This window comes from Pseudomonas sp. TSO6 (genome assembly GCF_056098905.1).
In genome coordinates this window covers 204,644-215,188 of the sequence record NZ_JBLZWV010000024.1, presented here as the reverse complement: position 1 = coordinate 215,188, position 10,545 = coordinate 204,644, and the positions used below count along the sequence as shown (strand labels likewise).

Below are 10,545 nucleotides of genomic sequence, written 5' to 3'. Positions count from 1 at the left end.
GCCGGGGGCGCTTTGCGCCCCTATCGCGGCACAAGGCCGCTCCTACAAGGGACCGGGTCAGCCCCAAAACAACAACAGCGTCTTATCGGAGACCCCCATGGGCAAACTCGCTCTCACTGCCAAGATTACCCATGTACCGTCCATGTACATGTCCGAACTGCCAGGCCCGCGCCAGGGCTTTCGCCAGGCGGCCATCGACGGGCATCACGAAATCAGCCGCCGTTGCCGTGAGCTGGGCGTGGACACCATCGTCGTGTTCGACACCCACTGGCTGGTCAACGCCAACTACCACGTGCTGTGCGGGCCGCGTTTCGAGGGCGTGTACACCAGCAACGAACTGCCGCACTTCATCAGTAACATGCCCTACGCATTCCCCGGCAACCCCGAGCTGGGCAAGCTGCTGGCCGAAGAGTGCAACCGTTTCAACGTCGAAACCATGGCCCACCACGCCACCACCCTCGCCCCGGAATACGGCACCCTGGTGCCCATGCGCTACATGAACCAGGACCAGCACTTCAAGGTGGTCTCGGTCTCGGCACTGTGCACCTCGCACTACCTGGCCGACAGTGCCCGCCTGGGCTGGGCCATGCGCAAGGCCGTGGAAGACCACTACGACGGCACCGTGGCGTTCCTGGCCAGCGGCTCGCTGTCGCACCGCTTCGCGCAGAACGGCCAGGCGCCGGACTTTGCCACCAAGGTGTGGAGCCCGTTCCTCGAAACCCTCGACCACCGTGTGGTGCAAATGTGGCAGGACGGCGAGTGGGAAGCGTTCTGCGGGATGCTGCCGGAGTACGCCGCCAAAGGCCACGGTGAAGGCTTTATGCACGACACGGCAATGCTGCTGGGTGCGCTGGGCTGGTCCGATTACGACGGCAAGGCCGAAGTGGTCACGCCCTACTTCGGCTCTTCCGGCACCGGCCAGATCAACGCGATCTTCCCGGTCACCCCGCAGGACGGTGGTGCCATCCCCGCTGCCCAGGCCGCCAACCCGGCCGCCGTGGTGCCCACCAGCCGCCTGTAACCCACCCGTTCGCGGCTGGTCGCCCTGGCGGGTGGCCAGCCGCCCCTCACCGAGGAGGCCCCCATGCCACACCTGGTTCTGCTCTACACCCCCGACCTGGAAACCGACGCCGACATCCCCGGCCTGTGCCGCGCCCTGGCCGACACCATGCTCGAGCAGCGCGATGCCGAAGGCAAAGCCGTGTTCCCCACTGGCGGTACCCGCGTGCTGGCCTACCCCGCCGCCCATTGCGCGGTGGCCGATGGTAAAGGCGAATACGGCTTCCTGTACGCCAACCTGCGCATGGCTACCGGCCGTAGCGCCGAGGTGCACAAAACAGTGGGCGACAGCTTGCTGGCAGTGTTGAAAGCGCGCCTGGACGCACTGCTGCAACAGCGCCCGATCGGCATCACCGTGCAGATCGACCACAGCACCGCCCAGGTCTACGACGCCAAGCACAGCACCTTGCACCCACTGTTCAACCGCTAGCGCGCCGGCTCAAAACCAAGCCCTCCCTGACTCATTACAGAACAAGTACAAAAACATGAGCACACTCGAACACGCCTCGCCGCGCGAGGCACACGTTGACCGGGCCGCCAGTACCCATCGGGCAGTCACCTGGCGGCTGATGCCGCTGCTGCTGGTGTGCTACCTGTTCGCCCACCTGGACCGCATCAACATTGGCTTCGCCAAGATGCAGATGAGCCAGGACCTGCACTTGTCCGACACAGTCTATGGCCTGGGCGCCGGGCTGTTCTTCATTGCCTATGCGCTGTTCGGCGTCCCCAGCAACCTGATGCTCGACCGCGTTGGCCCACGCCGCTGGATCGCCTGCCTGATGGTGGTGTGGGGGCTGTTGTCGACCAGCATGCTGCTGATCGAAAGCAGCAGCGCGTTCTACCTGTTGCGCTTTGCCCTGGGTGCGGCCGAGGCCGGGTTCTTCCCGGGCATTCTGGTCTACCTCAACCGCTGGTACCCGGCCGGGCGCCGCGCCCAGGTCACCGCGCTGTTCGCCATTGCCGTGCCGTTGGCCGGAGTGGTCGGCGGGCCAGTGTCCGGGGCCATCCTGGCCTTCATGCACGACACGGGCGGGCTGCGTGGCTGGCAGTGGATGTTCCTGCTCGAAGGGGCGCCGGTGGTGTTGCTGGGCCTGGTGGTACTGGCCGTTTTGCCGGAGCACTTCGAGCGGGTGAGCTGGCTGGATGAGCAGCAGAAAGCCACGCTGCGCGCGCAATTCGGTGAGGAAGAACAGCGCAAGCCCGTAACCTCGTTCGGCGCCATTTTCGCAAGCCGTGCGCTGTGGCTGCTGGTGGCGGTGTATTGCGCGGTGATGCTGGCGGTGAACACCCTTGCGTTCTGGATGCCCAGCCTGATTCACAGTGCCGGTGTGGCCAGCGACGCCAGTGTCGGCCTGCTCAGCGCTGTGCCGTACGTGGCCGGCTGCGTGTTCATGCTGGCGTGCGGCCGCTCCAGCGACCGCCAACGCGAACGCCGCTGGCACCTGTGCGTACCGCTGCTGATGGCTGCCATCGGCATCGCCATTGCGGCCATTGCCCCCGAGCAGGCGCTGCCGGTAATGGCCGGCCTGGTGCTGGCCGGCATGGGCGCCAGCGCTGCGCTGCCGATGTTCTGGCAACTGCCGCCGGCGTTCCTCAACGCCCGTACCCAGGCCGCGGGCATTGCCCTGATCAGCTCGCTGGGCAGCATCGCCTCGTTCTTCACGCCCTACTTCATCGGCTGGGTGCGCGACACCACCCAAAGCGCCAGCCTGGCCCTGTACGTACTCGCCGTCTTCATCGCCCTGGGCGGCCTGCTGGTGCTGCGCACCCAGGCTGCCATCGTCAACCCTTGAATCAAGAGACCGCCCCCATGCTAGACAACGCTTTCATCCAGCACGCCGCCGACCGCCTCGACCAGGCCGAACGCTCCCGCGAGCAAGTGCGCCAGTTCTCGCTGGAGCAACCGGCAATCACCATCGAAGACGCCTACGCCATTCAGCGCGCCTGGGTGGCAAAAAAGATCGCCGCCGGGCGCAAGCTGGTGGGCCACAAGATCGGCCTCACCTCGCGCGCCATGCAGGTGTCGTCGAACATCACCGAGCCCGACTACGGCGCCTTGCTCGACGACATGCTGTTCGACGAAGGCAGCGACATCCCCTTCGAGCGCTTCATCGTGCCGCGGGTTGAAGTGGAGTTGGCGTTCATCCTCGGCAAGCCGCTGAAGGGCCCGAACATCACCGTGTTTGATGTGCTGGACGCCACCGAGTGGGTGATCCCGGCGCTGGAAATCATTGACGCGCGCATCCAGCAGGTGGACCCGCAAACCCAGGCCACCCGCAAGGTGTTCGACACCATCTCCGACAACGCCGCCAATGCCGGCGTGGTGATGGGCGGGCGGGCCGTGCGCCCCACCGAAATCGACCTGCGCAAAGTGCCGGCGGTGCTCTACCGCAATGGCGTGATCGAGGAATCCGGGGTCAGCGCTGCCGTGCTCAACCACCCGGCCAAAGGCGTTGCCTGGCTGGCCAACAAACTGGCGCCGTACGACGTCACCTTGCAGCCCGGCCAGATCATCCTTGGGGGTTCGTTCACCCGCCCGGTCGCCGCTCGCCCAGGTGACACCTTCCACGTCGACTACGACATGCTCGGCTCCATCGCCTGCCGCTTCGTTTAAGGACCTGCCCATGGACATGCCCATCAACCACTTCAAGCGACGCCTGCACAGCGGTGAACCGCAAATCGGCCTGTGGCTCGGCCTGGCCGATGCCTACTGCGCCGAGCTGGCGGCCAATGCCGGTTTCGACTGGCTGCTGATCGACGGCGAACACGCGCCCAACGACCTGCGCGGCATGCTCGCCCAGTTGCAGGCGGTGGCACCCTACCCCAGCCACGCAGTGATCCGCCCGGTAATCGGCGACACCGCGCTGATCAAGCAGGTGCTGGATATCGGCGCACAAACCTTGCTGGTGCCGATGGTGGAAACTGCCGAACAGGCGCAGCAACTGGTCAAGGCCATGCATTACCCGCCCAAGGGCATTCGCGGGGTGGGCAGCGCGCTGGCGCGGGCTTCGCGCTGGAACACCCTCCCCGGTTACCTGGACCACGCCGATGAGCAAATGTGCCTGCTGGTGCAGATCGAGAACAAGGAAGGCCTGGCCAACCTGGACGAGATCGTTGCGGTGGAAGGTGTGGATGGCGTGTTCATCGGGCCTGCAGACCTGAGTGCGGCCATGGGGCATCGCGGCAACCCCGGGCACCCGGAGGTGCAGGCGGCGATTGAAGACGCGATCGTGCGCATTGGCAAGGCGGGCAAAGCCGCCGGCATTCTCAGCGCGGACGAGAAACTGGCGCGACGCTACATCGAGCTGGGTGCGGCGTTTGTGGCGGTGGGTGTGGATACCACGGTGCTGATGCGCGGGCTGCGCGAGCTGGCGGGGAAGTTCAAGGATACAGTGGCAGTCCCCAGTGCCGGGGGTGGTGTCTACTGAGGCTTCTGGTTGGATGGCACCGGCTTTGCCGGTGTTCGCGGCTAAAGCCGCTCCCACAGGGACCGCGCCGTAGTTGCTACTGGCGCTGGACCTGTGGGAGCGGGTTCACCCGCGAACACCGGCACAGCCGGTGCCATCCAAAGCAATGTTCAGATGTTGATAAGCGCCTTGAGCACGGTCTTGAAAGTCTCCAGCTGCTGTTCACTGAACTGCCCGAACACCTTGTCCTGCTGTTGCCGGGCTATGGTCCACAACGCCTCGGTCTCGTCCACGCCCTTCACCGATAGCCGCACTCGCCCTTCGTCATCGGCAATCAGCCCTTTGCGCTTGAGGTTGGCAACCGCTTCCTCAATCTCCCGCGCCGGCATCGCCACTTCGCGTTGCAGGTCGTTCAGGCTCAGGCCCGCATCGTTCTCCAGCACCATCAGCATGCGTGCCTCGCTGGTGCGCAGGCCGGTGCACAGCTGGCGTGGCTGGTAGTCAGCCTGATAGGCACGCAACGCCTGGGTCATCAGGTAGTACAGGTTGTGCTGCAGGCGGCCCTGGAAGTGGCTGCTCGGTGCCTGCCCCTCTGCGCCTTGGGTCATGCGGGTATGCGGCAGCACCATTGAATAGGCGCCCTGGTGGTACAGCAGCGGCGAGCGGCCAAAGTCATCAAAGGCCACTACCTTGCCCACCAGGATCCAGTGATCGCCACCGTCCAGCTGCTGGTACTTTTCACACTCAAAGCGCGCCGCGCAATCGGCGAACAACGGCGCGCCGCCAGTGCCGGTCTCGTAGTTGATACCGGCAAAGCGATCTTCCTTCGGGCGGGCAAAGTTGTTGGACAGGTCGATCTGGTCCGCAGCCAGAATGTTCACGGCAAAGTGCGAGGCCTCTTCGAACACTTCATGGCTGGTGGAGCGCTTGTCGATGCTCCACAGGATCAGCGCCGGGTCCAGTGACACCGAGTTGAAGCTGTTGGCGGTAACGCCGACCTTGCGGCCACTGGGGCCGGCGGCAGTCACCACCGTCACGCCGGTGGCAAAGTTGCCCAGGGCGCGGCGGAAGGCACGTGAATCGAAGGTTTCTTTGGACATGCAAGACTCCCGGGCAGGCCTGGCAGCCTGCCCTGTTTGTTGTTGTGCTTGTAGGGGATGGGTGACAACAGGTGGCGGTTCAGACCATCGCCGGGTCAGGCTCCAGGCCCATCAGCTCGCGGCCGAGGATTTGCGCACACACGTCGTAATCGGTGTAGGCATGGGCACCGGTCATGTGCGAATCGCGGAACAGCCGCTGCAGTTCGTTGCTCTCGAACCAGGCGCCACCACCGGCCGCTTCCATCAGGCGGTCGACGGCCTGGATGCACATCTTCACGGCGTAGCCCTGGTTGGTACGCCAGAACGCCAGCGTGCCACGCGACGGGTATTCGTGGCGGGCACTGTGCTCGGCAATCTCGTCCCAGCTCTTTTCCAGCAATGCCCGAGCAGCGGCCACCTGATGGGTCGACTCGGCCAGGCGCATCAGCGCCGGGGTGGCGGCGCCCACGGCAGCACCGGTGTAGGCACGCACGCGGTTGCGGGTTTTCTCGCGGAACACCTCCAGCATGCGCTCGGCAACGCCCAGGCTGACCGTAGAGAAGCCGCTGGCAAAATACGGGCGATACGGGGCGAAGAAAATCTTGCTGTCAGGGTACAAACCAAAGCCCGCCGACTTGCCCTCCATCATGTCCTTGGCCTTCTGGATGCGGTGCTCGGGCACGAAGGCATCACGCACGATCAGGGTCTTGCTGCCGCTGCCGCGCATGCCCACGGCATACCAGTCATCACGGATTTCATAGTCGCTGCGAGGCAGGACGGCGAAGCAGTAATCCTGAGCGCCTTCGGCATTCTTGCGGCGGAAACCGAGAATCGCCCATTCGGCGTGGTCGCAACCGGAACTCCAGCCCATTTCGCCGCTGAACGACACGCCACCCTCAACCTCTTCAGTGCGGCCGAACGGCGCGATACTGCTGCTGGCGGTAGCATCCGGGTCGCTGCCCCACACCTCCTGCTGTAGCTTGGGCGAGAACATTGCCATCTGGTGGCTGTGGGTGCACAGCAGGCTCATGGCCCAGGCTGTGCTGGCGCAGGCCCCCGCCAGCAAGGCGATGCACTGGGCGAACTCCGGCAGGGTGATTTCCATGCCGCCGAAGTGTTTGGGCAAGAAAGCGCGGTGCATGCCGATGCTTTTCAGCAAGGCGATATTCTCTGCCGGCACACTGCGGTCCTGCTCTGCACGCATGGCATTGGCGGCAATGGTCGGCAGGACGGACTTCAGGTCTTCCAGCAGGGGGTTTGGCTTTTTCATGAGCGGTCTCTTTATTATTGGATTCGAAGACGCGATCAGTATGTGAGCGGCGATTGGGTGGCGGAATGCACGTTACGAGGGGAACATTGCACTTTCCATGGCGCCCGGAAATTGCCTTGCGACAAGCATTGACCCGTGCATTTTCGATCACCACAATCCCACCCTCAAGACGCGCGCGGCCCGCCGCGCCCCTGACGGAGTGATGCTGTTGAAAGACCTTTCCCCTTCTGCGGTGCGTGTGTGCGATGCCGCCGTCGGCCACTTCGCCGAGTACGGTTATGACGCCTCTTCGCTGAACGAAATCGCCCAGCTGGCGGGCATGCGCAAGGCATCGCTGTATGCGCATTTCGCCAACAAGGACGCCTTGTTCGTGGAGGTGTTCCAGCGTGCGCTTGTGCAGGAAACGGCCTTTGTCGAGCACGGCTTTGCGCAGGAAGCCCGCGACGGCCTGGCGGCGGGGCACTGGCTGGCCCTGCACCTGGCCGAACGTTATCGCGACTCGGCCGAACTGCGCTTCGTGTTGCGCACGGCGTTCCTGCCCCCGGCGGGCATCAAGCCGATTGTGACTTCGGGCTTTGAACAATACCTGGACGGCATACGCGAAGGGTTCAGCGTGGCCCTGCAAGCTCGCCACGGCTGGGCGCATGAGCAGCACAGCCGCCTGGCGCTGTATGCCGATGCCTACCTGGGCATCATCGACAGCCTGTATGTAGAGCTGATGTACGCAGGCCCCGACGCCTATGAGCGGCGCGCGGCAGCACTGCTGAAAGTGCTGGAAGACTCGCTGTCACTCAACCGCTGACGCCTGGCGCGTCAGGGTTTGATCTTCTTCATTTCATCCAGCAGCTGCATCAGCTGCTGCAGCTTGTCCTCGCCAAACTGGGCGAGGATCTTGTCGTAGTTGTGCGTCATCTCCTCGCTCATCGCCAGAAACGCTTGCTGACCGGCCTTGGTCAGGCTGATGAACACCCGGCGCTGGTCTTCCGGCGACTTGCGCCGCGCTACGATGCCGTCACGCTCCAGGCGCTTGAGCACCCCGCTCATGCTGGGTTTGAGGATACAGGCCAGCTCCGCCAACTGATGGCTTTCCAGCTCGCCTTGCTGGCGCAGGATACGGATTACCCGCCATTGCTGCTCGGTCAGGTCATGGGCATTCAGCGCCGGGCGGAAGAATGCCATGGTGGCTTCGCGCGCCTGCAGCAAGGTCAGGGTGAGGGAGGGTCTGGGTGTGGTCATGCGGGCTCAAGGAGGCTGGAAATAGCAAACCGGCGAGTATGCCAGTGCACAATCATTAATACATTAATAGAATGATTTCTACCCATTTCCAGTCAGCAGGCGGCGTCATGATCACCCTCGAGAGCCCCACCTACTACTCGGCGACCAAGAAGTACAACCTGAGCTTCCCAACCCTGGAACGCGACATCGAGGCCGATGTCGTGGTGATCGGTGGCGGTTTCTCCGGCATTAACACCGCCCTGGAGCTGGCGGAACAAGGCGTGACCAATATCGTCGTGCTCGAGGCCCGTTACCTGGGCTACGGCGGTAGCGGGCGCAACGGCGGGCAGATCATGGCGGGCATCGGCCACGACCTGGAGAAGATCCGCAGCAGCGTCGGCGATCAGGGCGTGAGGGATATTTTCGAAATCAGCGAACTGGGCGCCGGCATCATCAAGGACCGCATCGCCCGCTACGCCATCGACGCCGACTTCTGCCACGGCTATGGCTACATGGGCTTCAACCGCCGCCAGGAACAGACCCTGCGCAAATGGGAGAAGGCGTTCAAGGCGATCAATACACGCGACCAGATCCGTTTTCTCGGTGGCAGCGAAGTGCGCCAGATCATCGGTAGCAACGCCTACAGCAGCGCCCTGCTGCACATGGGCGGTGGCCATGTGCATTCACTGAACCTGCTGCTGGGCGAAGCGCAGGCACTGGTCGGCCATGGTGCGCGCATCTTCGAACACAGCCCGGCCCTGGAAGTGACCTACGGCGAGCGCATCACGGTACGCACCGGCCGTGGCTCGGTACGCGCCAGCAAGCTGCTGTGGGCGTGCGACAGCTTCCTCAACAAGCTGGAGCCGCAGCTGCACGCACGCACTATAAACACCTATGCCTTCCAGATGATGACCGAGCCATTGCCGGATGAGCTGATCGAGCGCATCAGCCCGATACGCGGGGCCTACAGCGACATCCGCCCGGTCATCGACTACTACCGGGTCACCCGCGAGAACCGCCTGCTGTTTGGCGCCGCCACGCCCTTCGTCGAGCACTTCCCGCTGGACCTGAAGGCGTGGAACCGCGCGCTGATGCTGAAGATTTTCCCCTACCTGAAAGACGTGCGCATCGACCTGGCCTGGGGCGGCCCGATGGCCACCAGTGCCAACCTGTTTCCGCAGATAGGCACCCTCGACAACCGCCCCAACGCTTTCTATGTGCAGGGCTACTCCGGCTTTGGCGTCACGCCCAGCCACATCATTTGCAAGATACTCGCCGAGGGTATGCAGGAGGGATCGAAGCGCTATGACCTGGTCAGTTCGGTCAAGCATGCGCGCATCCTCGGCAAGGACCATTTCCGCCCGCTGCTGCTCACTGCCGGCAAGACCGTGCACCAGCTGTCGGGCTACTTCAACGGCCGTCGCTGATCCGCCGCCAAGTGACTTGGGGCTTCATCGCCGGCAAGCCAGCTCCCACAGGTACATCACAGGCCTGAGGATGCGTGAAATACCTGTGGGAGCTGGCTTGCCGGCGATGAGGCCCGCACAAGCAGCGCCATCACACTCAAGCCATCGCCTGCGCCCGGAAGTCCTTCGGAGAGCGTTCGAACTGTTTCTTGAACGAGCGGCTGAAATGCGCCGAGTCGGTAAACCCCCACTTGTAGGCAATCGAGGTAATCGACTCGCTCCTGAAGAACGGGTTGGCCAGGTCATCCGCACTGCGCTTCAGGCGCGCCCGCTGAATGTAGCGGCACACACTATCGCCCTCCTCCTCGAACAGCCGGTACAGGTGACGCACCGAGATGTTCAAGCGACCGGCCAGGTTGGACGGGGTCAGGCCGGGCTGTGACAGCGACTCGTCGATCACCTGCTGCACGTAGCCGCGCAGGTTGGCACCGCTCAAGGCCCCAAGGTTGCCCAGCGCTTCGCCATGGCGCTCGAAGCCCGGCTCCAGCAGGGCAATGAAGGCGGTCTGCAGCGCGTCGCCCTGGGCACCATCACCGCTTACATTGCCGTCCTTGCACAGTTGGTCCATCAGCACATGCAGCATGCGCCCGCAGGCGTTGCTTGAGGAGATCTTGCCAAACATCGGACCGCTGCCTTGCACGTACTTGCGTACCTGCTCACGCGACAGGGCCAGCGAGACATGTTCGATCAACCCAATGGGAGTGATTTCGCAGCGCCCGACCGAATCCATCAGCAGCAGCTCACCCGGCGCCAGGCTGACCTGCATGCCCGCCTGGGACACGGTGGAATGCCCCGCACGCTGGCTGACCAGGAAACAATGCTGGTCATCGTCAAGGGTCGGGTTTTCGCCCAGCCGGCGGATGTTGCCGGCATTGGTGCGCAGGTTGGCCAGCGGCAAGCCGGCACGGGAAAAGGTAGAAACCTCGCCGATGAACAGCGAGTGATTGGACGCAAGTTCCGTCTCGAAACGGCCACAGATCTGCTGCATGGCCGTGGTCCAGCGTTCCAGCCCCTGACGGTTGGATTGTTGAGTATGCATGGCTGCCCTC

At 63.8% G+C, this 10,545-nt stretch carries 11 protein-coding genes; 7 read left to right on the top strand and 4 right to left on the bottom strand.

From position 1 onward, the window contains the following. Positions 1-97 precede the first annotated feature (97 nt). The 5 genes from hpaD (at position 98) to hpaI (ending at position 4,487) form a co-directional block, all read left to right on the top strand. Positions 98-1,021 carry a 3,4-dihydroxyphenylacetate 2,3-dioxygenase gene (gene hpaD, locus ACN6NG_RS09510; protein ID WP_063426929.1) on the top strand — a complete coding sequence of 308 codons (924 nt, stop codon included), beginning with the start codon at positions 98-100 and terminating at the stop codon, positions 1,019-1,021. Positions 1,022-1,084: 63 nt separating this feature from the next. Then, on the top strand, positions 1,085-1,489 hold the full coding sequence (locus ACN6NG_RS09505) for a 5-carboxymethyl-2-hydroxymuconate Delta-isomerase (RefSeq protein WP_063426930.1): 405 nt from the start codon (positions 1,085-1,087) through the stop codon (positions 1,487-1,489). A gap of 55 nt (positions 1,490-1,544) precedes the next feature. Next, positions 1,545-2,852 (top strand): MFS transporter, encoded by a 1,308-nt coding sequence (locus tag ACN6NG_RS09500; RefSeq protein ID WP_063426931.1) that lies wholly within the window; start codon positions 1,545-1,547, stop codon positions 2,850-2,852. 17 nt (positions 2,853-2,869) lie between these two features. Further along, complete coding sequence (gene hpaH, locus ACN6NG_RS09495; protein WP_049274708.1) at positions 2,870-3,673, top strand: 2-oxo-hept-4-ene-1,7-dioate hydratase; 804 nt, start codon at positions 2,870-2,872, stop codon at positions 3,671-3,673. A gap of 10 nt (positions 3,674-3,683) precedes the next feature. Further along, entirely contained in the window at positions 3,684-4,487 is an 804-nt protein-coding gene (gene hpaI / locus ACN6NG_RS09490) for a 4-hydroxy-2-oxoheptanedioate aldolase (RefSeq protein ID WP_063426932.1), read from the top strand. 149 nt (positions 4,488-4,636) lie between these two features. Here hpaI and ACN6NG_RS09485 read toward each other — a convergent pair whose 3' ends face one another. Then, positions 4,637-5,566, bottom strand: a complete 930-nt coding sequence (locus ACN6NG_RS09485) for a p-hydroxyphenylacetate 3-hydroxylase reductase component (RefSeq protein WP_474313671.1) — start codon at positions 5,564-5,566, stop codon at positions 4,637-4,639. A 79-nt stretch (positions 5,567-5,645) separates the two neighbouring features. Next, positions 5,646-6,815: a p-hydroxyphenylacetate 3-hydroxylase oxygenase component gene (locus tag ACN6NG_RS09480; protein WP_280314166.1), complete on the bottom strand. Its 1,170-nt coding sequence runs from the start codon at positions 6,813-6,815 to the stop codon at positions 5,646-5,648. Between the two features lie 202 nt (positions 6,816-7,017). Here ACN6NG_RS09480 and ACN6NG_RS09475 point away from each other — a divergent pair, with 202 nt between their 5' ends. Then, on the top strand, positions 7,018-7,617 hold the full coding sequence (locus ACN6NG_RS09475) for a TetR/AcrR family transcriptional regulator (RefSeq protein ID WP_016498990.1): 600 nt from the start codon (positions 7,018-7,020) through the stop codon (positions 7,615-7,617). A gap of 11 nt (positions 7,618-7,628) precedes the next feature. Here the strand turns inward: ACN6NG_RS09475 and hpaR are convergent, their stop codons facing one another. Beyond that, positions 7,629-8,051 (bottom strand): homoprotocatechuate degradation operon regulator HpaR, encoded by a 423-nt coding sequence (gene hpaR / locus ACN6NG_RS09470; protein WP_059395906.1) that lies wholly within the window; start codon positions 8,049-8,051, stop codon positions 7,629-7,631. Between the two features lie 107 nt (positions 8,052-8,158). Here hpaR and ACN6NG_RS09465 point away from each other — a divergent pair, with 107 nt between their 5' ends. Continuing rightward, positions 8,159-9,457 (top strand): NAD(P)/FAD-dependent oxidoreductase, encoded by a 1,299-nt coding sequence (locus tag ACN6NG_RS09465; RefSeq protein WP_353456117.1) that lies wholly within the window; start codon positions 8,159-8,161, stop codon positions 9,455-9,457. A 136-nt stretch (positions 9,458-9,593) separates the two neighbouring features. Here ACN6NG_RS09465 and feaR read toward each other — a convergent pair whose 3' ends face one another. Continuing rightward, complete coding sequence (gene feaR, locus ACN6NG_RS09460; protein ID WP_474313670.1) at positions 9,594-10,535, bottom strand: transcriptional regulator FeaR; 942 nt, start codon at positions 10,533-10,535, stop codon at positions 9,594-9,596. Positions 10,536-10,545: the final 10 nt, after the last annotated feature.

Excerpts from the sequence above, each read along its gene's own strand:
- ACN6NG_RS09485 (WP_474313671.1), bottom strand. The coding sequence starts at position 5,566 with ATGTCCAAAGAAACCTTCGATTCACGTGCCTTCCGCCGCGCCCTGGGC.
- ACN6NG_RS09480 (WP_280314166.1), bottom strand. The coding sequence starts at position 6,815 with ATGAAAAAGCCAAACCCCCTGCTGGAAGACCTGAAGTCCGTCCTGCCG.
- hpaR (WP_059395906.1), bottom strand. The coding sequence starts at position 8,051 with ATGACCACACCCAGACCCTCCCTCACCCTGACCTTGCTGCAGGCGCGC.
- ACN6NG_RS09465 (WP_353456117.1), top strand. The coding sequence starts at position 8,159 with ATGATCACCCTCGAGAGCCCCACCTACTACTCGGCGACCAAGAAGTAC.
- hpaH (WP_049274708.1), top strand. The coding sequence starts at position 2,870 with ATGCTAGACAACGCTTTCATCCAGCACGCCGCCGACCGCCTCGACCAG.
- feaR (WP_474313670.1), bottom strand. The coding sequence starts at position 10,535 with ATGCATACTCAACAATCCAACCGTCAGGGGCTGGAACGCTGGACCACG.
- ACN6NG_RS09505 (WP_063426930.1), top strand. The coding sequence starts at position 1,085 with ATGCCACACCTGGTTCTGCTCTACACCCCCGACCTGGAAACCGACGCC.
- hpaI (WP_063426932.1), top strand. The coding sequence starts at position 3,684 with ATGGACATGCCCATCAACCACTTCAAGCGACGCCTGCACAGCGGTGAA.
- ACN6NG_RS09475 (WP_016498990.1), top strand. The coding sequence starts at position 7,018 with ATGCTGTTGAAAGACCTTTCCCCTTCTGCGGTGCGTGTGTGCGATGCC.
- hpaD (WP_063426929.1), top strand. The coding sequence starts at position 98 with ATGGGCAAACTCGCTCTCACTGCCAAGATTACCCATGTACCGTCCATG.
- ACN6NG_RS09500 (WP_063426931.1), top strand. The coding sequence starts at position 1,545 with ATGAGCACACTCGAACACGCCTCGCCGCGCGAGGCACACGTTGACCGG.